Origin of the sequence: Mucilaginibacter litoreus, assembly GCF_042676805.1 — a bacterium.
Lineage (GTDB): Bacteria > Bacteroidota > Bacteroidia > Sphingobacteriales > Sphingobacteriaceae > Mucilaginibacter > Mucilaginibacter litoreus.
Genome location: NZ_JBHTHZ010000005.1, coordinates 340,673 through 364,721, shown reverse-complemented (window position 1 = coordinate 364,721; position 24,049 = coordinate 340,673). Strand labels below are relative to the sequence as shown.

Genomic DNA, 24,049 nt, shown 5'->3' with positions numbered 1-24,049 from the left:
TCCATTGCACTTTTTGTTTAATCAATCAGTTAATACCTTTGCCCAACTTGTATTTTAAGAATCAAAAGTAGTGCTCAATATGCAAACACAACCTAATAATCCGCTGCATGGCAAAACTTTAGAGGCTATACTTACAGCACTTGTAAGTCATTTAGGCTGGGCAGAAATGGGTTATCGCATCCGTATTAATTGCTTTTTACAAGATCCAAGTATCACCTCAAGCCTTAAATTTTTACGTAAGACACCATGGGCGCGCAAAAAGGTTGAAGACCTTTACATAGAATACTATAATGAGCTGAATACTTAATGCTTCTTCTTTTTGTTCATCTTAGCTTTCATTGACGAGCTATAATTGTAGCTTTTAGCATTTTCAGGCTTTTTCTGATGAAAGGCTTCGCCGGGGGTATACTTATCTGCAGGCTTATGCACCTGTTTGGGCTTAGCAGCTTTCTCCGCTTCTTTATCTTTTCTGTCTTTTTCTATAACGAGGTCTTCAGGCAAATCGGCCCTTTGCATTTTATGGCCTGTCAACTGTTCTATGCGCCGTACCTGGTCAAGCTCAAGGTCGGTAGCAAAAGTTAAGGCAATAGTTTCAATATCTGTATTGCTTTCGCGCTGTTCAATGTGTTTAATATAGGTGTCATTATCCCCGGGTAAGTCCAAATGAATAATAAAAGGAATTTCAGTTAAGTCTACAATTTCATCGGTTTCATTAGCAATGATAAGTAAACGTAGTTGATCATTAACTTTAAATTCCTCTACGTCCTTAACGCTCTTATGTTCAAAAGACAATGGTTTTACGAGTGCTGTCGCCAACCGCGCCTTTCTTAAAAGGTTATTATAAACGGTTTCAGCGGTTTGCCTTGTATTGCAGAATAAAACTACCTTGTTAAATATTTCTGCATCCTGCAAAAACAGGTTCAATAAATTAAGCTTAGTGCCAAAATTGGGCACATGGTAAAGCATTTGTGAAAGTACCGAAACTTGTTGTTCGCCTAAATCATCCACTTCAATAGTAGCCGGTAAGTGCATCAGCGGAGAGATCATCTTATCCAGCTTATCATGCATCACCTCGCTAAATACAAGGCGTTGTGCTTTACCTATACTGGTTGAAAGCTCCGTAGTGGGTAGTTGTAATCCTTTTTTAACTATATCCTGAGCTTCATCAACTATCAATAGCTCAACCTTGTTTAAATTCAGGCCAAGTTTTAAATAAACGGCGCGTGCCCTGTCAGGGGTGGCAACAACAATATCTGCTCCGTCGGCAAGATCGTCCATTTGCTGGTCTATGCTGTTACCAGTATGTAATGTAACAATACGGATAGTTTTATTGCGGTTAAATCCATCAAACTGTTCAATAATCTGCTCAACCTTTTCCTGGTCGGCTGTTAGAATTAAAACCAGGGGTACGTTTTCCGCGCTATGTTTAAAGCGGTTAAGCGCTGCCAAAATCAGCGTAGTAGTTTTACCGCTGCCTTGCGGGCCAATGCCTACAATATCCTGACCGCCAATAATGCGGTTAAGTGTTTTTAACTGCAGTTCTTTTGGCAAAGTAAACCCGGCATCAATTAATGACCGTACCAGTTGCTTGTTCAGTTTGATTTTTTCCCAGCTCATATTCATAAACAGGCAAAGATACCAAAAGCCCTTCGCTTTATAGCAATTGGCTTAATGGAGTATCACTGTTGTTTAATGCGTCCGAAAATATATTTTATTACATTTAGGTTTTAAACCTGCAAAATTATGAAGAAGCTTTACTTCGTTGCTGCCTTGTGCGGCATGCTTTCATTTACTGTGCGTGCACAGCAAAAGTTTAACGGACTTGATGCTAATATGGGTAATATATTCAGGACATCTGATGCCGTAAGCCGTTCTATCAGTCCGGAAAACTTTACAGGAGAAAAGGGAAAAGGAGGTATGGCCACTACAGGCACGGGCGCAAACGCGTCGCGTGAGCTTGGGCAGGGATGGAAGGTTAGTCCAAGTGTTGTCATAAAAAAGCATTCCACGTTTACAGTAGCCGAAATAAATGGCGAGGGTGCCATACAACATATCTGGATGACGCCAACCGGTAACTGGCGCTATTCTATTATCAGGTTTTATTGGGATGATGAAACAACGCCATCCGTTGAAGCGCCCGTAGGCGACTTTTTTTGCATGGGCTGGGGTAAGTATGCCCAAATAAACTCACTTGCTGTTACTGTTAACCCGGGCAGCGCCTTTAATTGCTATTGGCCTATGCCGTTCCGCAAAAAGTGCAGAATAACAATGGAGAATATCAATGATGAGGATATGATACTTTATTATCAGGTAGATTATACATTAACCAAGGTGCCTGAAGATGCTGGTTACTTTCATGCGCAGTTTAGAAGAATAAATCCGCTGCCTTACAAAAAGGATTATGTATTGGTTGATAGCATCCGTGGTAAAGGCCAGTACGTAGGTACATACCTGGCTTATGGCTCAAACAAAAATGGCTGGTGGGGCGAAGGGGAGATTAAATTCTTTATGGACGGGGACACTAAATTTCCGACTATAATAGGTACCGGGACCGAAGATTATTTTTGTGGTTCGTATGATTTTGACAGCCGCCAGAAACGCCCTGATGGAACCGAGGGTGTTGAATACACCGAATTTAGTGGGCCTTACACAGGTTTACCTCAAGTAATCCGGGGTGATGGTCATTATAATGTGGCCCAACGTTTTGGACTGTACCGTTGGCATGTTACCGACCCTATACGCTTTGAAAAAAGCCTGAAGGTAACTTTACAGGATCTTGGCTGGCGCAGCGGTGGGCGATATCTGCCGTTGCAAGACGATATTGCTTCAGTAGTGTTTTGGTATCAGCAAGGGCCTCATGGGCCTTTCCCTAAATTGCCATCAAAAGACGAGCTTGAGGTTAATTAAACTGTTGTAAGCTACACTCAAATAACTATATTGGACCGCCAATTACTGATCTGAAAAAATAACTATCATAATGCCAAAAGACAAAAGCTTAGCTGCCGTAGCACTAATTACCTCGTTGTTTTTTATCTGGGGATTCGCTTTAAATCTTAATCCTATATTGATTCCGCACCTTAAAAAAGCTTGTCAGTTAACCGATTTCCAATCTTCGCTGATTGATTCCGCATCTTATGTCGCTTACTTCTTTCTGCCTATACCTGCCGCGCAATTCATGAAAAAATATGGCTACAAAGGCGGTATTATTTTAGGTTTACTGCTTTTTTCGGCTGGGGCAATGTTGTTCTACCCCGCCGCCGCTGTTCGTAATTACGCGTTCTTTTTAGGCGCGTTGTTCGTGGTGTTTTCCGGGATGGCTTTTTTAGAAACCGCTGCAAACCCGCTTATTACCTTAATTGGCGACCCTAAAAGCGCTACACAGCGAATTAATTTTGCACAATCATTCAATGGCATGGCTGCCGCGTTTGCACCATACATAGGCGGGACTTTTATTTTATCTGGCAAAGTGTTAACCGATGCTCAGGAAAAAGCTATGGCGCCCGAAGAACTTAATGCTTATTTGAACCATGAGGCGTCATCTGTACAGTTACCATTTGTTATTATAAGCATTACCGTATTGTTTGTTGCTGTTTTCGTATGGCGTACTGCCTTCCCTGCTATTAAGGAAGAATCCCCTGAAATGAAAGCTGTGGAAGATAAGCCGTTGTTTGGAAGAATTAAAGCTTTGACAAAAAATAAGCACCTGATGTCCGGGGTAGTTGCAGAGTTTTTTTATGTAGGTGGGCAGGCTTGTGTTACCAGCTTCTTTATCCGTTACAGCGAGTATGTAGCTGGTTTTGGTGAACACCGCGCAGCAAAGCTGCTAAGTGTGGCCTTACTATTATTTATGTTAGGCCGGTTGTCCGGGACGGCATTAATGCTTGTATTCAATCCTGTAAAATTATTGGTAGCTTATGCTATAATTAATATTGGCCTTATCGCAGCGGCGGTAACTTTACACGGAGCAGGCGTAGTTTACATATTAATGGCTGTGTTGTTTTTCATGTCGATCATGTTCCCAACCATCTTTTCGTTAACCATCAAAGATTTAGGCCCTCAAACCAAATTAGGTTCTTCATTAGTGATTATGGGGATTGTAGGTGGTGCTATTTTGCCTCCGATAATGGGCCGCATATCTGACGTATCAAACATCCAGTTGGCATATATGGTACCCGGAGTGTCTTTTGTGGCGATACTTTTGTTTGCGTTAAAAAACCTGAGAGTAAGAAAAGTAGAGATGGTTGTTGGGCATTAACATTTCTGCCTTATGGAATTAAATTTAAAAAATAAAGTAATTATAGTTACCGGCGGCGCCAAAGGGATAGGAGAAGGCGTTGTTACTTTATTGGCCCAGGAAGGAGCCATACCAGTGATTGTGGGCCGTAATGAAGAGGATAATAAAATTGTTGCTGAGCGTTTAACAAGTAGGGGGCTACAGGTAAGCCATGTTATAGCAGAACTGACAGACCCGTTTCAATGTGAAAGTGCAGTTAAAACTGTAGCCGACAAATACGGGCGAATAGAAGGGCTTGTAAACAACGCAGGTGTAAATGATGGGGTAGGGCTTGAACAAGGTAATTACGACGCCTTTATGGCTTCACTACATAAAAATTTAGTGCATTACTATTTAATGGCGCACCACGCCTTGCCTTATTTGAAGCAATCAAAAGGTCCTATCGTCAATATCTCATCAAAAACAGCGGATACAGGCCAGGGGAATACTTCTGCATACGCAGCCTCAAATGGTGGCCGTAATGCGCTTACCCGTGAATGGGCGGTAGAACTGCTTAAATATGGCATCCGTGTAAACGCGGTGGTTGTAGCCGAATGTTGGACACCGTTATATGAAAGCTGGATAAATACTTTGCCAAGACCCGAAACTAAATTAAAGGAAATAGAGGCAAAAATACCTTTAGGTAACCGCATGACCACTACTGCAGAAATTGCCAATATGGTGGCCTTTTTACTGTCAGGCAGGTCAAGCCACACCACCGGGCAAATTATTTATGTAGACGGTGGCTATGTGCATTTAGACAGGGCGCTGGCAAACAGCTAAGCACCTTATCTTGCTGCCGCTTCGTCAAGGCACTTTTGCAAAACTTCGGCAAACTGCTTATCATTTGGCGGTGCAAAAATGGTATTGTGTTCGCCTGGGATATCATGTACCCGGACACCCTTTAGCGCGTAAGGCTTCCACCCAAGAAATTTGAAATCGTCCATGTAAAAGGTTCTCTTTTTAGCACGAAATAGTTCGATCTCAATATTTACAGGTGTTAACAGGTAATTTTTCTGCGCCGCCAAACTACGCTCGTGTATTTCATTGGTATAAGCAGCAAAGCTCTCTTTCTTTTTAACCTTATCCGGAAAAAGCTTCTTAAATATCTTTTGTATTCGCCTTCCTATTTCACGGCTTTTATACTCAATAGTTCTTTTAGGATCTTCTAAAAATAATACCGGCGTATAGGCAACCTGCTTGATCAGCGTCCAGCTATCATCTATCACCCGCTTTAACTTAGAGTCGTACTTCTGTGTTTGATCGGCATAGGTATCAAACATAGCCAACATCTTCACCTCTTTACCCATAGCCAGCATTTGCTTGGCCATTTCATAAGCAATCAACCCACCTAACGAATATCCGGCTACAGCATAGGGCCCAACAGGATCATGGTTAATAATTTCGTCTACGTAATTAGCCGCAATTTCTTCCATCACATCCAGCGGTTCATCTACACCATTCAAGCCTTTCGCCTGCAGACCGTACACGGGCTGCTCATCGTCCATGTTCATAGCAAGCGCATTGAAAAGCAATACATTGAGGCCGGCGCCATGTACTATATAAAGCGGCATTTTGCTGCCCTTGGGCTTGATAGGAACTAACGATTCCCATGTGATTGCTTCTGCATCTATTTCCAATCTGGCAGCCAGTTTTTCAACTGTAGAATATTCAAAAAGTGTAGCCAAAGGAAGTCGTTTGCCGGTTTCCTGTTCCAGGCGGGCCATTATTTTAACCGCTACTAAAGAGCGGCCGCCAAGCTGAAAGAAATTATCAAAAATGCTGATCTTTTCAAGCCCCATCAGTTCTTCCCATATTTCTGCTACCAGTTTTTCATTGCTGGTGCGGGGAGCTACATATTCGCCGTCACGGTTGATATGGCTATAATCAGGTTTTGGCAAGGCTTTACGATCAATTTTTCCATTTGGGGTAGACGGTATGATGTCCATTAGCACATAATCATCGGGCATCATGTATTCGGGCAGCACCTCAAATAATGCTTTGTCCCAATTGTCCAGCATGCTTTTCTCAGGAATGCCGGTTTGCCCAGATTCAAGCACTACATAAGCTACAAGGCGTGGAATACCGGGGGTATCTTCGCGCGCAATAACTACCGCTTGTTTTACACCTTCCTGCTTACCCAGGTTATGTTCAATCTCACCCAGCTCAATACGATAACCACGCACTTTTACCTGATGATCTATGCGGCCAAGATAAACTATATCCCCATCAGGTTTATACTTACCTAAATCCCCGGTACGGTATATCTTTTCCCCGGAAGCAAATGGATTGTCAATAAAGCGCTCGGCAGTAAGTTCTGGGCGGTTGAGGTATCCGCGGGCAACGCCAACGCCGCCAATAAAAATTTCACCTATATCACCATTGGTAAGATTGTTTTTCTGCTCATCTAAAATATAGATCTGCGTGTTGTCTACCGGCCAGCCAATAGTTATATCGTTGGCATCTGTAATTTGTTTAATGATAGAGTAAATGGTCGTTTCAGTAGGGCCATAAAGGTTCCAAACCTCTTTACTGCGGGGTACAAGGCGTTCGGCCAAATCTTTTGCCATAGCTTCGCCACCGCAGAATACCTTTATGGGCAAATAATCATCCCATCCTACCTCCAGCATCATACGCCAGGTGTAAGGGGTTGCCTGTAATATGGTTACACCCTGGTTCCGCACAATATCCAACAAAGCGCGACCATCTTTAGCGGTTATAGAGTCGGCCAGTATTATTTGAGCGCCGCTGGTTAAAGGCAGATAAAGATCGATACCTGCAATATCAAATGAGATAGTGGCAACCGCCAGTACCTTATCATCTGGTGTAATGCCCGGCTTTTTTTGAAAGCTCAGCATTATATTTACCAGGCTATGATGCTCTATCTGAACACCTTTAGGCTTCCCTGTAGAGCCAGATGTATATAATACGTAAGCCAGATCAGCGCCGGTTACATTTACAGTCGGATTATCTGTTGAGTGGTTTTTCGATGCCTCCAGTGCATCTTCTATCAATACTTCAATTGTGTTAGATGCAAAGTGACCTTTGTATTTTTTTGAAGTAAGCAGGATAGAAGCTCCGGAATCATCAAGCATAAATTCAATCCGGTCCTTAGGGTACTCAGGGTCAAGCGGCACGTAAGCGGCTCCGGATTTTAATATGGCCAGAAGCCCTATCACCATTTCTGCAGAACGGTCAAGCGCCAGGCCTATGATTTTACCCGTTGCCGCGCCCCGGGCAATCAATTCTTTAGCAAGGCGGTTGGCAGTAACATTAAGTTCGGAATAAGTAAAGGTTGTATGATGAAAGGTAAGCGCCACATTGCCGGGATAGGACTGAGCACTTTCCTCAATAAGCTGATGAAGCGGTTTTCCTTTCGGATAATCTATTTGTGTATTATTTAATACTACTTCCATATAATAAAAGCCCTAATAATTTAAGTGGGTAGCAAATTCCCCGTTATTCCCTGATTGATTGCCTTTTTTCAGTTAAATACGATTTTATTTGGTACCCGGGTTGTGCGGCGTGTGAATAAACTTTTTATTTGCTCCCTTTAATTTGAACAGTAATGCCAGCATTGTAAAAAATATCAATGGTAACCTTACCATTGCGCTTAGCAATTTACTATTAAAAAACTCTGCTGGTACTGCAACTAATATACCAATGTAACAGCAAACCGTGGCTGCAAGCCATAATTGCCAGGTTGGGCCTATATTGGGTAGTAATAATGAAAGTAAAAGCATAAAGGGCATCAAACCAAGCATTAATATACGTGGAAGGATAGCCGTTTGATAAATTTCGTTGAAATAATCGAAATTGCCATTTTTAAACAGTTCTTTGAAACCGGTTGAGCCGTAAGTTTTCAATAAATTGAATTGTGCTGATAACCATCGGCGACGTTGTTTTTTAAACACTTCAGGGTTACTTACTTTTTCATCATATATGTAAGCTTTATCGGCATAAGCTACATGTATCTTCTGGCGTGTAAGTACCAATCCCATTTCTTTGTCAAAGCCGCCTACAGCATCTATCTGCGCCATAGTGTCTTTAAATAATTTATATTCCAGCACCATGCCTGAGCCAATGATAGCCGCAGATAATTTAAATACCTGCTGAGCCTTACGGAAAATATGATTGTTGACTTCTTCGCTGATAGCATCCAAAATTGCTACGGGTGTTTCTGTATTTTTTGCTATGCGATGTCCTTGTATTACCCGATTGCCTGCATGCAGATAGTTGTTTATCTGTTGCAAATAATCCGGTGCGGCAATATTGTCTATATCAAATACAACCGCCGCGTCAAAATCGCCATGTGTTTCGGCAATACCCCGATGTAGCGCCTTTGATTTTGTGCTGTTTTCAAATACCACTTCTAATACCTGTAAAGGCATAGCCTTAAGCTGAACAATAGTTTCAGGTTGCATAGAATCGGCGATAACACAGACATGAAATTTGTCTTGAGGGTAATTTATTGTAAGTGCCTGTGCCGCCGAATTGAGTATGATCGCATCCTCTTTATAAGCACATATATAAATTACAAACTTACTATAACCGCTTGCAGAAGGGGGAACAGGCTGTTTGATGATTTTTCCTGAGATTGAAAAAATAAACAAATAAAGGCTATAGATACCCAGATATATAAATATGAGTGTAAATAGTGCAGAAAAAACAAATACAACGATATCCATAATTAAACTTTATCTTATAGCTGAACTTTATTTGGTTGAGACTTCTTTAACAAATCGCCCACAACTCTTTTTAACTCACTGTAACCTAATTTAAATATATCTCTGATAGTAAATTTTAAATGTTTTTTTAAAGCCCAGTAGCCAAATATGGCGCCTGAAAAAAAAGTAAAAAGCGACACTATAGCAACAGCGTAAAGGCTTTTAAAAATCAGTATGCCTACAAAATCACCTACAACGTTTACTATCAGCATAATAATCACCTTCATCATATTAAGCTGCGGTTTATTAATGATATCGAGGGTGATTCCAAAAAAGCGGTCGATAGGCATTAACATTACATAGCACATAAACAGCCTGAAGATATTTAACGCTTCGGTATCATGATATTTTTTACCGAATAAAAGGTCTATAACCAATCCCCCTAATATAAATGACACTATAGCGATGGGTATAAGCGCTACAGTTAACATGCCCGCATATCGTTTCATGATGCGTGCCACGCTTGTCTGATCGTCCTGGTGTACCGCTGCCGAAAGCTCGGGCATCGCGGTGGCTACACCAGCCCGCATCGGAATTTCGAACACTTCCATTAAACGCTGCGGTATGTAGTATACTGCAAGCAGGGCAGGGTTAAACATTAATTTGATAATAAAAGTATCTGAGCTTCGTAAAAGGTAAGAGCTGATGGAAGTACCCACGCTAAATTTGCCAAAATGGGCCAATTTTTTGACACTTAAAGATGTACGATGTTTTAAAGTCCGGATTTTTGACCACCCGTTTAAAATTGTAAATATAGAAGTGATTACACTACCACCAAAATAAGCATAAACAGCAGTTTGAAATGATAAGTGACGGGTGAAGATAAGGATTAAGATAAAAAGCAGAAATAAACCCTGATTGATAACCTGCAACAGCAACATCTGACCAAATTTTTCTTCGGCCTGTAAAATATACGATGCAATAGCTGCAGGTAAGGTTGACAAGTAAATGATGCCGAACCACTGTATGGTTATCTCTGCGTCCACGCTTTTGCTATGATAAAATAAATACACTATGGCATCTATTGCTATAAAAACAAAGGTTTGTATTAAACCTACATACCAAGCTGACCCGGCTATTTCAAAAGAGCGTTTTTTTGAAGTGCCGGCATAAAATTTTATCAAAGATGTTTGTACAAAGCCATTCCTGAAAGTATCGGCTAACAAAATGGTAATGAGCAGGAATATATAATTTCCAAAATCAGCAGCAGAAAGGTTATGAGACATTAGCGATAATACCAACATGCCTATTACCGGCATTGCTGCACTGGTAGCTAACGAAATGGTATGTTTATTAACAAGCTTTTTTAAATTAGGCATATTAGGGTTATACGGCTAAACCTTGTCCCAGTTACCGGTTTCATGATTATATTTTTTTATAACCTTCGCCGGATTACCAACAGCCACACAATACTCAGGGATATCCTTAGTTACTACGCTGCCGGCACCAATTACAGCGTGTTTGCCAATGGTAACACCAGCCGTAACCACACTATTTGCACCAATCCACACTTCATCGCAAATATTGATTTGTTTAGTAGTCACTTTTTGCAGCCGGATAGGGGTATGTATGTCTTCAAAACCATGGTTAAGGCCGGAAAGGACTATGTTTTGCGCCAAAGTAACATAATTGCCCAGCGTTACAGGGCCAATAAGTGTGTTACTTAAACCTATACCGGTATGATGCCCTATTATGATATCTCCTACGCCGTTATTTATAGCAGCAAAATCTTCAATAACACTGTATTCGCCCATACTAAACTTATTAAAAGGAAAAATGTCCATACGGGCGTAAAAGCGCACAACAGAACGTTTGCCACGTTTATGAATAAAAGGATTAACAAACCATTTTACCCACCATCGCGGCGTAGCCCGGCCAGGGATAACAATCATCCAGTGTACAAGGCTTTTTAAACGAGGGTTTGACTTTATTACTGACAGTAACGACATATGTTATTTCTCAAACGTTTAATAACGGGGCTTGCTGTGCAGCCTGCTGTTCTCTTTCCTGTTTATCTAAGCGTAATGTAACATTTAGTAACGCGCATGCCAAATAAAACAGAATATTTGACGGGTATTGTACCAGTGCCTGTTGAGGATAATTACCAATATTAAAAACAAAAATTATAAGCACCATTGCCATGCAGTACATTTTAAGCTCAGGATCCTTTATCAGGTAATAATTATTAATACCGGTTCTTAAAATTACAAACATCAAAGCACTAAACAGCAACAGCCCAATATAACCCATCTCTACGGCAACCCTAACATAACCACTATCAGGAGGAAACTTCGCCAAAAATGAATTTGGTGCAAAACGACGTCCCCATATTCCTACCGAACCCAGCCCGCCCCCGATAGGGTGCGATAATATATACGGCTGTATACGTTTTTGGTTTTCGGCCCGTACATTAAAAGAAGCGTCGTCTGAAGGCCGGAAAGCTGTTTGAAACCTTTTGATGAACTGGTTTGATGTGGGCATAAATATCAATGCCGTTAGCATCAATCCTGAAGTTATCACTACGGCTAATATTTTTTTATTAAAATTCATTACAGCCAGCATTGCAAGTGCTGCCGGAGGCAAAACAAAGGCGCCACGGGTACCTGAGTAAAGCATCACTAAAAAGAAAAAAGGTATGGCTAAACCAAGTAATACTTTTTTATAAGTTTTAATTTTTGTGAAAATAAGACATAAGCACAAAACGGCAGCTACTACCATATTGTATGAAAAAGTAACCGGATCAGGAAAGATAGCAACCTTCCGCAGGTGCCCGTTTATATATAAAAAACTCAATCTCAAAGGATCCTGGTAATACCATGTTTTTTCAAACGGAAACAAGCCGAAGTTTTCTTGCTGAAAACCGGAAATTGCTGCAAGCAATGCCAAAAGTAACCAAAGCTTAAATAAAACTTTAATTGTTGCGCGGCTACGTATCTGGTAAACAAATATAAAGTACATCAGCATAATAAAGGCTACCGTACGAACAGTATATACCCAAGCCAGTATTGAGGGCGACTCAGGATTAATGGCCTCGAAAAAATTATATGCCAGCCATGCAAGCACCCAGTAACTTATTGGGGTTTTAAAATAACTCCAGTCGCGGTCGTATTTAAACTTTAAAAGGAACCCAAATATCAGCAGGTAAGTGATTCCATCAAGTATAATACCTGTAGGAGTGTCTGGTGGAACAAACTCTGATACGTAATTTAAAAAGAACGCCACCACCATAAACACTGCTATACCAAAAATAGGGTATGCCACTATAGCCAGTACAAGCGGAATGCCTACAATGATCACTAATATCCCGCCAGCCGCAACAATGCCGCCATAAGCTATGGCTACACCAATAAGTATAGCCACAGGTAGCATTAGCAATACCATGGCAAGCGTTGAAAGCTCGCCGGCAATAAGCCTTTTAAAAAAGCTGGTTATTGAATTACTGCTATGTGCTTGATTATTAAGCATTCGTGTTGTTAGAGAAATAGAATTTTAACCGCCCAAACAAATACCCCTACAAAAGCAAGTATAATGGCTGCTAAGCGTGTTTTTTTTTGCAGAAGGGTAAGTTGGTCAAATTCATTATCTGTTTTGGATACTGGCTCTATCTTCATCTCTGTTCCACATCTTGATTATAGGATAGCTTTAAAACCTATTTTGGCTCGCATTGGTTTTATTTAATACCCAACCTGCAAATTTGCTGTTCAGATTTCGTAAATATTGAAGATTGTTGTTTTGCCATTTAGCAATACCTTTATCCGCTTCAAAAACTGCTACAATCTTATTGGCAAACAATAACCACTCTTTAGATTTATTTAATTCTGAAAGTGGGGGAGTCTCAATAATGATAATATCATATTTCATTTTGAGTTCGTTAAACTTGCTGCGAATATAATTTTCATCGCTTAACTCAAGCAAGGTTATATCTCCGCCATGGTTACCCATAACATTGGTGGTACTACTTAATGTTTCGTAATTGTCAGGGTTGTTTTTAAAATAGTCTTCAATATATATTTTAGGTTGTACGGTGTTACTTATTGCAGGGTTTGAAAAGTTGCCATCTATCAAAAGCACCTTTTTATTGATCATGGCATAAGAATAGGCCAAGCTAACTGCCAGAATGCTTTTTCCCTCAGCATTAGTAAGGCTTGTAATGCCCAAGATCTTTTCCCCTCGCAACTCCTGGTCAACTTCAAAGCGAATAGACCTGATAAGCTCTTTGAAAAGCCTCATTTTATCCCGATTTTCAACGTCCCAAAGTTTGCGCAGATCAAGCGTACCTTCAACCGTATTTGAATATCCTAACAATGGCAGGTGTGTGCGTTTTACTAATTCGGCTGGCTCTTTGATTGTATCATCAAAAAAGAAAATACCAAATAAAACCACTACACAGAAAGCAAAGCTTATTACACCGCTTAAAATAATAAGTAGTAATTTTTTTGATGGTTCTGCTGCGTCTGGTGTAGCTGGCTCAACCTGGCGTAATTTTATGGAGAAAGTCGACTGCAGGTTAGTTTGGTTGTATTTATTCAAAACATCCAGGTACTCTTTGCTGGCAATGTCAATATCGTAATTATAAGTTTTAACTGTAGCATCAAAAGGTACCAGTTTATTGAAACGTGTATTTAGCTCATTTAAACTGGTATTAATGGCGTTTATGCTGTAACGTGCCAGGTCGCGGTTAACTTCGAGCCCAATCTTTTGCCTGATAAGTTCATCTTTACTTGTTAAGGGGCTGCTGATGTATTTATCAGAAGTTTCGTTTATCTGGGCGGTAAGTTTGTTAGACAAGGAATCTACAGCGGCCTTAAGTTTAGGGTCAAAGCCGCTTCTTATATATCTGTCGTTAAGTATGTGTAGCTGATCTTGGGTGTTAGTCACCGCCTGGTTATATTTACTTACATTGGCTTCGATATAACCTCTTTCCTGCGGAGTAAACTTATTATTTAGCTTTTGTATAGCGCCGTTATAAGAAGCAACGTCTTTTTCGGCTTGTTGCTTACGATCGTTAAATACCATTATCTGATCGAAAATGGCCCTGGATTGTTCATCAAGGTTAAGAATGCCGTTCTTTATACGGTATTCCTGTAGCTCATTGGTTTTTTTATTTAGTATCTGCCTTTTTTGTTCAAGTAAATCTGACAGATAATTTACCGCGTCCGTTTCATTTTTGCGAACAGTGTGGGTATAATAATCAATAAACTGACTGCAAAGCACATTAACTACAAATGCCGATAACTGGGGATTATTAGACTCATAAGCAACGGTAATAAAATCGCTGTCCTCGTCACGGTTTATGTATAAATCTTTTCTTAATGACCTTTCGTCGTACTTCATTGAGCGTAACAGTTCGTTCAAACCGTTTTCGTCTTTGTTGTAATAGGATAGAGGCTGTTTGTTTTTGAACTTCTGGGTAAAAACTTCAATAGCATGAGCTCTTGCGCGTGGGTTCATTGTCTTGAAAAGCTTGCTTTCCGGCTTAAAAGGCACGTCATTGCTAAGATCATGAAGTATTAGCTGATACGAAACCTGATTGATAAGCGTTTTCAGCTTCATAATCTCAATCAGGTTACTGAACTCATGAGCAATTGACTGCTCCTTTGCTGATCCTGTAGGGTCGGCATCAAGCAATTGCCGCGACTGGTCTACTATACCTGTAGCAATCTGGGCATTTGATACGTATTTATCAGCAAGATTTTTAACAAGAAAAAAAGAAATGATTATCGTAACAAGCGGAACAATAATTAACAGGAGACGATGTTTCCATAATAGCTTAAAAAAATTTCCTAATTCCATTTCTTATTTAACATCTTCTAATTTAGCACCCAAAATTTCTTCGAGATTGGCCTTTGCCGTAAGCATTGAAAGTTCGCCTTGTACCTTAAATGAGTTTTGATTATACAAACTTGTTAAGGCTTCATTATAATCATGAAAAGTGCTTTCGCCTTTTTGAAAACTGTATTTTAATTGTTTTACCGCTATTTCGCCATCAGTTACAGCTCTTGCACGGTTTCTTAAATCGGCCTGTGCCTCAAGGTAGGCATAGTATAGGCGTTTTACATTTGCTTCTATGTTTAAATTGTATTGTTGTTGCTGGTATTGAGCAATGTTATAATTCTCTTTTGCCACTTTTGTTTCAAAAGGTTTTGCGAAAAAAGTTCCCAGGTTGATTGAAACACTTAACTGGTAGCCATTGAATATTGTAGGGTTAACCAGGTTAAGGGCGTTGCGTGGGCTGTAGATGTATGATGCCGTAAAAGCATCAAGCCACGATACCTTAGTTTGCGTTAAGCTTGCCTTTGCAGCGTTTACTTGTGCCTGTCGTAGCTTTATTTCCGGATAGTTCTTTTTAGCTGTAGCAATTAACTTTTCAAGATATTGATAGTTAACCTCAGATACAAATGATTCCTGTTGTGCATATAACCGCGTTGTTGTGATTGTAATAAGAAATAAACAGGTTATCAGTAACTTACTTTTCATGTGCTATACTTTCTCTTTTTGAAATAAAGCTGGAACAGTACCAATAATTATTTTCAGGTCCAGCCAGATAGAATACTTTTGAGCATAAAAATTATCCAGTTTTTTTCGCTCTCTTTCACTCATATCTTCCTTCCCGCGTTTGCTTATCTGCCATAAACCGGTAAGCCCGGCAGGCCCTAAAAATCGCATCGACCACTCGTTAGATGTCAGCATTTCGGCCTCATATACAGGCAAGGGCCTGTTACCTACAACAGACATGTCCCCTTTAAGAATGTTAATCAGTTGGGGTAACTCATCCAAACTGCTGCTACGTAAAAAGCTGCCCAGTTTAGTAATACGTGGATCGTTCTTTATTTTAACAAAAGCGGCTTTTTTTGCACCATCTTCGTCCGCCGCATACTGGTTATTCTCTACTGCCATCTTAGCAAGTAACTGGTCGGCATCGGTACGCATGCTTCTGAATTTGTAAAAATCAAAAACCTTGTATCCGGTTCCTACACGTTTACTGATATAAAAAATAGGGCCCTTAGAATCAAGCTTAATTAATATAGCCACAATAAGCATAACAGGCAGCAGGCATATAAACATGATGCCGGCTATCGCCAGATCGAGCAGGCGTTTGCCAATGGGCATTTTGTAAGTTGTATCAACTTCTTTTGAAAGCTCAAGCAAGCGTGGTTTGATCAACTTAAATTTAACCAGAAAATTCAGTCGTTCCCGCAAATCGGAAGTTGTAAAAGGAAAAGTATAAAAGTCATGTAATTTCATTTCCATGGCCTTTTGCACTAATTTTTTATCCTTTTTGGTTGATAACATTACAATTATCAACCCGTTCATTAGAAAATTTTTTCTCAGCCTTTCAACCAATGCAAAGCACTGTTCATTCTGATCAACCTCTACTAATATGATATCAGGTACTGTTAAAATAGATTGTTCACCTAAATAACTTTCAAGGTCATTTATAGAATCATTAAACTTAATGTTAAAATAACCTGACAGATCTGATGCAATCAGATCTTTATGTTCCAAACCAGCATAGGCAATCCTGATCTGAGAATTAGAACTTTCATTCCAATCAGTTGCTGTTTGCTGTATCATAAACGTTTAGTGCTTTAATAATGGCGTTTTTTAGCTCGGTAGGATTAAAGGGTTTATGCATATAAGCATCAACTTTAAAAGGCATATTGGCAACCTGTTCATCAAGATCATGCGCTGCAGACAGCATGATAACAGGAATATCGCGATAAAAACCGCTTATTTTAACATTCTTTAAAAACGATTGCCCATCAAAATAAGGCATCTGCAGATCTGAAATAATCAGTTCGGGCAGGTTTCCGTTCTCAAGCCAGCTAAATGCCTCAATTCCATTGTTCTTAACTACTATTTCATAGTCCTTAGATAATATAAAATTAAGCAATTTTAAAATGCTCAAATCATCATCAACAATCAACAGGGTTTTTTTCATACCTACCTATTCGTAGTTTAAGGATATAAATATGATGTTTTTATACTAAATTTAACTAAGAAATATCATGCCAAATAGCTATAATTACCTTAATAAACCAATAAATCGTTATATAACAGCTTACTACGCAAAAAAAATATTTAACTAATATTTGCCCAATTTAACTTGCCGAGAATTAATTTCCGCAGTTCGGGGAGGTAATGTTAACAAATAACATCATTGTGAATTATTTTGTAATAATCTTCTGCTAAGTTTACGCATTCTTTATAATAAAGTTTCGGGCATGCAAAAATACTTTATTGGGGTTGATTTAGGTACCGGAAGTACTAAAGCCGTTGCGCTAAATGAGAATGGTAAAACACTCGCAACTGTACAGCACCATTATTCGGTAAATAGCCCACAGCATGGCTATAGCGAACAAAATCCAACTTTAATATGGTTGGCGTTTATTGATTGTATAAGCAATATCACAGCAAAAATTGGTTATACACCTACTGCAATAAGTTTTAGCAGCGCTATGCATAGTATATTACCTGTAGACGAAGCAGGAAATGCTTTAACAGATGCTATGCTGTGGTCTGATGTACGGAGCGGAGAAATTGCCGAAGAATTGAGAAGTTCTGCGTATGCTGAGAATATTTACCGGCATACCGGCACAGCTATATATGCCATGTCGCCATTATGCAAAATAATGTGGCTAAGTAAAAACAATCCGACAGTTTTTAATAACGCTTACAAATTTATTTCCCTAAAAGAATACGTGTGGTTTAAACTGTTTGGTGTTTTTGAAATAGATTATTCTATGGCATCAGCAACCGGAATGTTTGATATACTCAATCTAAAATGGTACGAAAAAAGCCTGGAATTAGCCGGCATAAGTAGTTCAAGGCTTTCTACAATTGTAAGTACACAGCATAAAAGGAGTTTAAAATCCGGTGATAATGTAGCAGGAATTAACCCGAGTACCATTTTTGTAACAGGTGCCAGCGATGGATGCTGCGCCAACCTGGGCGGTAATGCAATAAAGCCTGGCGTAGCTGCTTTAACTATTGGAACAAGCGGTGCAGTACGTGTTGGAAGCACTAAACCTGTGTATAACTTTAATGCCATGACCTTTAATTATTTGCTGAAAAGCAATGTATTTATATGTGGTGGCGCGGTTAATAATGGCGGCGCAGCGCTTGACTGGCTGCTAAAAAATTTTCTAAACACCAGTAACCTGTCAAGCGATACTTACAGCCAGGTTTTTAAAGAGATAGCTACTGTAAAAGCAGGTAGTGAAGGCCTTGTTTTTTTACCCTATCTATATGCAGAACGTGCGCCGATTTGGGATGCAAAAAGCTCAGGCGCGTTCATCAATATCAACGCAAAGCACCAGCAAAAGCATTTTTTAAGGGCAGCGCTGGAAGGCATCTGCTTTGCACTTAATGATGTGCTTAATGCAGTAGAGCAACCGGAAATATCAATACAGGAAATTGTTATAAGCGGAGGGTTTATATCATCGCCTGTGTGGGTGCAGGTACTGGCCGATATAACCGGTAAACGTTTATCTGTACTGCAATCTGAAGATGCATCAGCGGTAGGAGCTGTGTATCTGGCAATGGATTGTTTAGGTGTAGATATCCAAACAATTATGGCTAAAGATACCGCCGGGCGAACCATTATTGAGCCAGATATGGAAGCATATCAATTATATCGTAAGGTTTTTGTAGTGTATAAACAGCTTTATTCAAATATTCGTTCATCGGTACACCAACTGCAAGTTATAGATGGGTTATAATATCATCACACCAGGTTTATTAATTACCGGTAGCTTAATGAAATTATTATCAACAATGCTCTCTGGCAAGAAAATAAATTTTTTATCAAATATGTCGCGGCCTATGTAATAGCTCAACCAATATTCATTGTTAAGCCCAAAAGTCTGCTCATCAATCGGTTCTATTAACTTGTATGAATTAGGTTCTACCAAAGGTATCGAGTGCCTTAGTATAGATGTTTTTACCAGTTTTCCTTCTTTTTCACCGTAACCCTTGGAGGTTATGAGTACATTCTCAATAGGCTGGTTCTTAAGGTTGATCAAGTACACATACCATACTTTGCTTTCGGCATTCTCGCCTTCCAGGGCAACTGCAATGGCTATATCCTTAACAATATTTGGAGGGAGATCTTTAATCATTTTTATTGTTGTAAGTAGTGAGTATCAAACGCACTACATTATTTCTTTTTAGCCGGCGGTTTTTTGGCCGTAGCCTTAGTAGTTGTTTTAGATGATGCAGCTTTACCAAAACGGCCTTTTTTTGCATCTTTTGGAGTTGCATCCGCAAGGGCTTTACATTCTTCGTAGGTCAGCGTTTTTGGATCTTTATCCTTAGGTATTTTAACGTTTAACTTACCAAATTCAATATAAGGCCCCCATCGTCCGTTCAATATTTTAACATCGGGGTCTTCATCAAATGCTTTGATTAACTTTTCAGCATCTTTTTTGCGCTTTTCGTTTATTAACTCTATAGCTTGTTGTTCAGTAACATCAAGAGGATCCAGGCCTTTAGGTAAAGATACAAAGGCACCGTTATGGCTTATGTAAGGGCCAAAACGTCCAACCGCAACTTTCATGATCTTCCCTTCGTACTCGCCAACTGCTTTAGGAAGCTTAAAAAGTTCAAGCGCGTCTTCAAGCGTTATGGTTTCAATACTTTGGCCCATACGCAGGCTTGCATACGCAGGCTTTTCTTCCTTATCGTCGGCAGGAGTTTCACCTATCTGTACGAAAGGCCCAAAGCGACCTATCCGTACAGATACTTTTTTACCACTTTCGGGATGAACGCCCAGTTCGCGCTCGCCGGTTGCTTTATCAGCGGTTTTTATGGTACTCTCTACATCTTTGTGAAAAGGATCGTAAAAAGTACGTATCATCTTGGTCCAGTCCTTAAGGCCCTGAGCTATCTCATCAAACTCCTTTTCAACACTTGCTGTAAAATTGAAATCAACAATGCCCTGAAAGTGTTGTACCAGAAAATCATTTACCACGGCGCCGATATCGGTAGGGAACAATTTACCACGTTCTGCTCCGGTATTTTCTGTTTTCGTGTCTTTGCTGATGTTACCACTTTTAAGCGTCAGTACGTTAAAGTTGCGCTGTTTGCCTTCACGTTCTTCTTTAACTACATACCCACGGTTTTGAATGGTTGATATTGTAGGGGCATAGGTAGATGGACGGCCGATACCTAACTCTTCGAGTTTTTTTACCAGGCTGGCCTCGGTATACCTTGCCGGTGGGCGCGAAAAGCGCTCGGTTGCGGTCATTTCCTGAAGATCAAGAGATTGCCCTTTTTTTAAAGGTGGCAGTATGGCATTTTCGCCATCTGCTGCCTGGTTATCATCCTCATCATCATTTGATTCAAGATAAACTTTCAGGAAACCATCAAACTTCATTACCTCCCCATTTGCAGTAAGTTCCTCTTTACGGGTTGATATACTGATCTTTGCAACTGTTTTTTCAAACTGAGCCTCACTCATTTGTGAGGCGATGGCCCGTTTCCATATCAGGTCATACAAACGCTTTTCAGAGTTATCGCCATCAATAGTATGCTTATCGAAATAAGTAGGGCGGATGGCCTCATGAGCTTCTTGTGCCCCGGCACTTTTAGTTTTATATTTACGTTGCTGATGGTATTTAGCGCCATAAGCACTGTTAATTTCATTCGCTGCTGCAGCCAATGCGGTATCAGAAAGGTTGACAGAATCCGTACGCATATAAGTGATGTAACCAGATTCATATAGTTTTTGGGCTACCTGCATGGTACGTGCTACTGAGTAGCCTAATTTGCGGCTGGCTTCCTGTTGTAACGTTGATGTGGTAAACGGTGCGGCCGGTGAGCGTTTGGTTGGCCTTGTTTCCAATGATTTGATCTCGAAAACAGCATTCAAACAATCCTGAAGAAATTTTTCGGCATCTTGCTGCTTTGCGAAACGCTCTGACAGTTCTGCTTTGAAAGCGCTTTTGCCTGTACCAAATACAGCTACTATTTTATATGCGGCTTCACTTTTAAACTTATTTATCTCACGCTCACGCTCAACAATAAGCCTCACAGCTACCGATTGTACACGGCCAGCTGAAAGTGAAGGTTTAACCTTTTTCCATAAAACAGGCGAAAGCTCAAAACCAACCAGGCGGTCTAAAACGCGGCGGGCTTGCTGGGCATTCACCAGGTTATAATCAATTTTGCGCGGATTTTCTATAGCCCTCAAAATTGCGGGCTTGGTAATTTCATGAAATACGATACGACGGGTGGCGGGCTCTTTTAAGCCCAGGGTTTCATATAGGTGCCATGATATAGCTTCTCCTTCGCGGTCCTCATCGGATGCGAGCCAAACCATGTCTGCTTCTTTAGCTAATTTCTTTAACTCACTGACTACCTGTTTTTTATCCGCAGGTACCTCATATTTTTGGTTGAAGTTATTATTGATGTCGATAGCATCTTCAGACTTTACTAAATCGCGGATATGGCCGTAACTTGATTTTACGGTGAAGTCTTTTCCAAGATAGCCTTCGATGGTTTTGGCTTTCGCCGGTGATTCAACTATGAGTAAATTTTTAGCCATTTAAGCCCCTTTTTTTTGCAAAGAAAACATAAAGTAATAGAAACGCAAATTGTTTTGCGCTGCCGCAAGGTTTACAGGCTGTTAAACAGGAATGTTTTTAAAGGAAAAATGTTTGCAGATTTTACGCTTTTAACGTAAAGTTTATAACAGAAAGCCGCCGCCAAGCAAGTCGTTACCCTCATAAAACACCGCCGACTGGCCAGGTGCTATACCCGATACCATATGCTCGAATGATACTTTCATATGGTCGCCTATCTGCACAATCCTGCTTTCGGTACCAGCGTCTTTATAGCGTATTTTAGTTACAGCTTCAATAGGTTCTGTAATGCTTTCGTATTTGATGAGATTCAGGTTACGCACCCATGCTTCTTTACGTTCAAGTTCTTCGGCGGTACCCAAAACAACAGTGTTGTTATCGGCATTGATCTGGGTAACAAACATAGGTTTACCCAAAGCTATTCCCAAACCCTTGCGCTGACCTATGGTATAGTAAGGGTATCCCTGATGCTTACCTACAATGGTACCATCTGTCAGTACAAAATTACCCGGGCCAATACGCTCATCCAGATCGTCGACTTTATGCCGCAAGAAAGCACGGTAATCGTTATCAGGAACAAAGCAAATTTCATAGCTTTCGCTTTTGCCGGCAAGTTCTAATTGGCCCATGTCCACAGCCATTTGGCGGATTTCTGGTTTAGAAAAACTGCCTAAAGGAAATTTAGTGCGGGCAAGATTACGCTGAGATACTCCCCAGAGTACATAAGATTGATCTTTATTTTCGTCTTTACCTTTTGAGATTACATAACGCCCGTTATCCTGCTGACGGATATTAGCGTAATGTCCGGTTGCAATGAACTCGCAATCCAGTTTGTCAGCGCGTTTTAAAAGTGCTTCCCACTTAATGTGCGTATTACAAAGTACACATGGGTTAGGAGTACGTCCGGCCAAATATTCATCCACAAAATTGTCGATCACAAAATCGCCAAACTCGTTCCTAATATCCAGTATATAATGGGGAAAGCCGTAAGCAACGGCCAATGAACGGGCATCGTTAATGCTATCCAAACTGCAGCAACCTGTTTCTTTAGAGCTGCCACCGGCAGACGCGTAGTCCCAGGTTTTCATGGTAAGGCCAATAACTTCATAGCCCTGCTCATGCAGCATTACTGCTGCTACAGAACTATCAACACCGCCGCTCATGGCCACCAGAATTCTACCGTGCTTACTCATATCGGCTGCAAAGATACGCTTTTAGTATTAATGGCATTAATAGCTTGGGTCAGAGCAGGGTAAAATGGTAAGCTTCAAGTTACAGTCAACAATAACCATTATCGGTATTTATCAAATATTGGCTTATCCATAGGCGTCCATAAACATGCGCGTTGCCCGCAAGCTTTCAAAGCATTGTTGGCCCAGGTATTACATGTGTAAAATAAGCTGTATTTACGTTTAGCTTCATAAAAAGCATCTGTATCGCCATAATTGGCATTGGTTCTTATATTGATAGTGTTTCCGTTGGCGCTTTGCTGAAAGCTATTTTGAATGTAAGCTATCAATCTGGCGTATTGCTCATTATTTATCTTAATCTTTTTACAGGATGAGCTTTCTGATAGGTGCTTATAAAAAGTTGTATGAATGGCTGATGTGCTTAGAGCAAATGCGGCTTTAAATGCCACACTGAACTTTAGGTCTGCCCAGGTTGGGGTGTTTAAATAAAAGCCTTTATCGCCCCAGCCAAATGCTACTAAACTGGCTGTTGTATCGGGCCGTATCGTATTACTAAAACTTACTTGTTTGCTCCAGTCTATCTGCCTGGATTTTATTGGCACAACTATATCGGTATGCACGCCGTTGGTCAAAATATAGATATCAATATCTCCATTTAAGGATTTTTCAGCTGGTACTGTGATTTTCGAAAGCGTAAAGGCAGTTAAGATATATAATCCAATAAATATTATTAAACTCAATAATACGCGAAAACTTATTTTGATTACTTTTTTCAAAGGATAATAATTACTATGCCTTAATTACCGCATTATATATAAAGTAACCCTTGCGTTGTATTTTTATAAATACACTTTTAAGGCAGTCGCTCTTCACTACTGCGCCTGCTTTCTACAATACGTTCGCGGTGCTGAACACCCCATTTACGCAAGCTGTCGATTATTGGATCGAGGGTAGCGCTATAAGGTGTTAGTTCATAAGTTACTGTGACAGGAAAAGTATCATAAACCTTCCGGATGACAAACTCATTCAACTCCAGTTCTCTCAATTCTCTTGAAAGTACTTTAGGCGTGATATCTATTAAAGCCCGCTGTATCTCATTAAATCGCATAGGCCCATCCCGCAGAATCACTATCAATTGGATCTTCCACTTGCCGCTTAAAACATAAAGCGTATCTCTGATAGCGTTAAGTGCTGCATTGCACTGTTCGGTGACATGTTTTGCCTCATTAGCCATACTGCAAATCTACCAACTATCCTAAAGCATAGTACTATCCT

Annotated in this window: 20 protein-coding genes; 5 read left to right on the top strand and 15 right to left on the bottom strand. The window is 40.3% G+C overall.

Going from position 1 to position 24,049, the window contains the following annotated elements; genetic code table 11:
- Window positions 1–79: 79 nt before the first annotated feature.
- Window positions 80–307, top strand: coding sequence for a VF530 family protein (locus ACFQZX_RS09765; RefSeq protein WP_377114419.1), 228 nt, complete (start codon window positions 80–82; stop codon window positions 305–307).
- Here ACFQZX_RS09765 and ACFQZX_RS09760 read toward each other — a convergent pair.
- Window positions 304–1,617, bottom strand: coding sequence for a DEAD/DEAH box helicase (locus tag ACFQZX_RS09760; RefSeq protein WP_377114416.1), 1,314 nt, complete (start codon window positions 1,615–1,617; stop codon window positions 304–306). The genes ACFQZX_RS09765 and ACFQZX_RS09760 overlap by 4 nt on opposite strands.
- 126 nt (window positions 1,618–1,743) lie before the next feature.
- On the opposite strand from ACFQZX_RS09760, the gene ACFQZX_RS09755 reads away from it, so the two are divergent.
- The 3 genes from ACFQZX_RS09755 (at window position 1,744) to ACFQZX_RS09745 (ending at window position 5,056) form a co-directional block, all read left to right on the top strand.
- The gene (locus tag ACFQZX_RS09755) at window positions 1,744–2,907 is read left to right on the top strand and encodes a glycoside hydrolase family 172 protein (protein ID WP_377114413.1); all 1,164 of its coding nucleotides are present in this window, start codon (window positions 1,744–1,746) and stop codon (window positions 2,905–2,907) included.
- Window positions 2,908–2,977: 70 nt separating this feature from the next.
- A complete protein-coding gene (gene fucP / locus ACFQZX_RS09750) occupies window positions 2,978–4,255 on the top strand; it encodes an L-fucose:H+ symporter permease (protein WP_377114411.1) in 1,278 nt (425 codons plus the stop codon).
- A 12-nt stretch (window positions 4,256–4,267) separates the two neighbouring features.
- Window positions 4,268–5,056, top strand: coding sequence for an SDR family oxidoreductase (locus ACFQZX_RS09745; RefSeq protein ID WP_377114408.1), 789 nt, complete (start codon window positions 4,268–4,270; stop codon window positions 5,054–5,056).
- 5 nt (window positions 5,057–5,061) lie between these two features.
- Here the strand turns inward: ACFQZX_RS09745 and ACFQZX_RS09740 are convergent, their stop codons facing one another.
- From ACFQZX_RS09740 to ACFQZX_RS09700, 9 genes are all read right to left on the bottom strand, one after another.
- A complete protein-coding gene (locus ACFQZX_RS09740) occupies window positions 5,062–7,689 on the bottom strand; it encodes a non-ribosomal peptide synthetase (protein ID WP_377114406.1) in 2,628 nt (875 codons plus the stop codon).
- 84 nt (window positions 7,690–7,773) lie between these two features.
- Window positions 7,774–8,961 carry a glycosyltransferase gene (locus tag ACFQZX_RS09735; protein ID WP_377114403.1) on the bottom strand — a complete coding sequence of 396 codons (1,188 nt, stop codon included), beginning with the start codon at window positions 8,959–8,961 and terminating at the stop codon, window positions 7,774–7,776.
- A 14-nt stretch (window positions 8,962–8,975) separates the two neighbouring features.
- Window positions 8,976–10,319 (bottom strand): lipopolysaccharide biosynthesis protein, encoded by a 1,344-nt coding sequence (locus ACFQZX_RS09730; protein WP_377114400.1) that lies wholly within the window; start codon window positions 10,317–10,319, stop codon window positions 8,976–8,978.
- A gap of 15 nt (window positions 10,320–10,334) precedes the next feature.
- Complete coding sequence (locus ACFQZX_RS09725) at window positions 10,335–10,949, bottom strand: acyltransferase (RefSeq protein WP_377114397.1); 615 nt, start codon at window positions 10,947–10,949, stop codon at window positions 10,335–10,337.
- A 10-nt stretch (window positions 10,950–10,959) separates the two neighbouring features.
- On the bottom strand, window positions 10,960–12,465 hold the full coding sequence (locus ACFQZX_RS09720; RefSeq protein WP_377114394.1) for an O-antigen ligase family protein: 1,506 nt from the start codon (window positions 12,463–12,465) through the stop codon (window positions 10,960–10,962).
- Window positions 12,466–12,642: 177 nt separating this feature from the next.
- Window positions 12,643–14,793, bottom strand: a complete 2,151-nt coding sequence (locus ACFQZX_RS09715) for an exopolysaccharide transport family protein (RefSeq protein WP_377114391.1) — start codon at window positions 14,791–14,793, stop codon at window positions 12,643–12,645.
- 3 nt (window positions 14,794–14,796) lie between these two features.
- The gene (locus ACFQZX_RS09710) at window positions 14,797–15,477 is read right to left on the bottom strand and encodes a TolC family protein (protein ID WP_377114388.1); all 681 of its coding nucleotides are present in this window, start codon (window positions 15,475–15,477) and stop codon (window positions 14,797–14,799) included.
- A gap of 3 nt (window positions 15,478–15,480) precedes the next feature.
- Complete coding sequence (locus tag ACFQZX_RS09705) at window positions 15,481–16,575, bottom strand: sugar transferase (protein WP_377114385.1); 1,095 nt, start codon at window positions 16,573–16,575, stop codon at window positions 15,481–15,483.
- A complete protein-coding gene (locus tag ACFQZX_RS09700) occupies window positions 16,553–16,942 on the bottom strand; it encodes a response regulator (protein ID WP_377114382.1) in 390 nt (129 codons plus the stop codon). Before ACFQZX_RS09700 ends, ACFQZX_RS09705 begins: the two co-directional genes overlap by 23 nt.
- Before the next feature lie 283 nt (window positions 16,943–17,225).
- Between ACFQZX_RS09700 and ACFQZX_RS09695 the strand changes: the two genes are divergently transcribed.
- Window positions 17,226–18,722 (top strand): gluconokinase, encoded by a 1,497-nt coding sequence (locus ACFQZX_RS09695; protein ID WP_377114379.1) that lies wholly within the window; start codon window positions 17,226–17,228, stop codon window positions 18,720–18,722.
- On the opposite strand, the gene ACFQZX_RS09690 is transcribed toward ACFQZX_RS09695, so the two are convergent.
- The 5 genes from ACFQZX_RS09690 to ACFQZX_RS09670 all read right to left on the bottom strand — a co-directional run bounded on the left by ACFQZX_RS09690 (window position 18,717) and on the right by ACFQZX_RS09670 (window position 24,008).
- On the bottom strand, window positions 18,717–19,121 hold the full coding sequence (locus ACFQZX_RS09690; protein WP_377114376.1) for a hypothetical protein: 405 nt from the start codon (window positions 19,119–19,121) through the stop codon (window positions 18,717–18,719). The two genes, ACFQZX_RS09695 and ACFQZX_RS09690, sit on opposite strands and share 6 nt — an antisense overlap.
- Before the next feature lie 38 nt (window positions 19,122–19,159).
- The gene (gene topA, locus ACFQZX_RS09685; protein WP_377114373.1) at window positions 19,160–21,547 is read right to left on the bottom strand and encodes a type I DNA topoisomerase; all 2,388 of its coding nucleotides are present in this window, start codon (window positions 21,545–21,547) and stop codon (window positions 19,160–19,162) included.
- 141 nt (window positions 21,548–21,688) lie between these two features.
- On the bottom strand, window positions 21,689–22,777 hold the full coding sequence (gene mnmA, locus ACFQZX_RS09680) for a tRNA 2-thiouridine(34) synthase MnmA (protein WP_377114370.1): 1,089 nt from the start codon (window positions 22,775–22,777) through the stop codon (window positions 21,689–21,691).
- Window positions 22,778–22,875: 98 nt separating this feature from the next.
- Window positions 22,876–23,550 (bottom strand): TIGR02117 family protein, encoded by a 675-nt coding sequence (locus ACFQZX_RS09675; RefSeq protein WP_377114367.1) that lies wholly within the window; start codon window positions 23,548–23,550, stop codon window positions 22,876–22,878.
- 77 nt (window positions 23,551–23,627) lie between these two features.
- Window positions 23,628–24,008, bottom strand: coding sequence for a winged helix-turn-helix transcriptional regulator (locus ACFQZX_RS09670; RefSeq protein ID WP_377114364.1), 381 nt, complete (start codon window positions 24,006–24,008; stop codon window positions 23,628–23,630).
- Between the last annotated feature and the right edge of the window lie 41 nt (window positions 24,009–24,049).

Coding starts and splice junctions, on each gene's coding strand:
- ACFQZX_RS09765 (WP_377114419.1), top strand. CDS start 80: ATGCAAACACAACCTAATAATCCGCTGCATGGCAAAACTTTAGAGGCT.
- ACFQZX_RS09760 (WP_377114416.1), bottom strand. CDS start 1,617: ATGAGCTGGGAAAAAATCAAACTGAACAAGCAACTGGTACGGTCATTA.
- ACFQZX_RS09755 (WP_377114413.1), top strand. CDS start 1,744: ATGAAGAAGCTTTACTTCGTTGCTGCCTTGTGCGGCATGCTTTCATTT.
- fucP (WP_377114411.1), top strand. CDS start 2,978: ATGCCAAAAGACAAAAGCTTAGCTGCCGTAGCACTAATTACCTCGTTG.
- ACFQZX_RS09745 (WP_377114408.1), top strand. CDS start 4,268: ATGGAATTAAATTTAAAAAATAAAGTAATTATAGTTACCGGCGGCGCC.
- ACFQZX_RS09740 (WP_377114406.1), bottom strand. CDS start 7,689: ATGGAAGTAGTATTAAATAATACACAAATAGATTATCCGAAAGGAAAA.
- ACFQZX_RS09735 (WP_377114403.1), bottom strand. CDS start 8,961: ATGGATATCGTTGTATTTGTTTTTTCTGCACTATTTACACTCATATTT.
- ACFQZX_RS09730 (WP_377114400.1), bottom strand. CDS start 10,319: ATGCCTAATTTAAAAAAGCTTGTTAATAAACATACCATTTCGTTAGCT.
- ACFQZX_RS09725 (WP_377114397.1), bottom strand. CDS start 10,949: ATGTCGTTACTGTCAGTAATAAAGTCAAACCCTCGTTTAAAAAGCCTT.
- ACFQZX_RS09720 (WP_377114394.1), bottom strand. CDS start 12,465: ATGCTTAATAATCAAGCACATAGCAGTAATTCAATAACCAGCTTTTTT.
- ACFQZX_RS09715 (WP_377114391.1), bottom strand. CDS start 14,793: ATGGAATTAGGAAATTTTTTTAAGCTATTATGGAAACATCGTCTCCTG.
- ACFQZX_RS09710 (WP_377114388.1), bottom strand. CDS start 15,477: ATGAAAAGTAAGTTACTGATAACCTGTTTATTTCTTATTACAATCACA.
- ACFQZX_RS09705 (WP_377114385.1), bottom strand. CDS start 16,575: ATGATACAGCAAACAGCAACTGATTGGAATGAAAGTTCTAATTCTCAG.
- ACFQZX_RS09700 (WP_377114382.1), bottom strand. CDS start 16,942: ATGAAAAAAACCCTGTTGATTGTTGATGATGATTTGAGCATTTTAAAA.
- ACFQZX_RS09695 (WP_377114379.1), top strand. CDS start 17,226: ATGCAAAAATACTTTATTGGGGTTGATTTAGGTACCGGAAGTACTAAA.
- ACFQZX_RS09690 (WP_377114376.1), bottom strand. CDS start 19,121: ATGATTAAAGATCTCCCTCCAAATATTGTTAAGGATATAGCCATTGCA.
- topA (WP_377114373.1), bottom strand. CDS start 21,547: ATGGCTAAAAATTTACTCATAGTTGAATCACCGGCGAAAGCCAAAACC.
- mnmA (WP_377114370.1), bottom strand. CDS start 22,777: ATGAGTAAGCACGGTAGAATTCTGGTGGCCATGAGCGGCGGTGTTGAT.
- ACFQZX_RS09670 (WP_377114364.1), bottom strand. CDS start 24,008: ATGGCTAATGAGGCAAAACATGTCACCGAACAGTGCAATGCAGCACTT.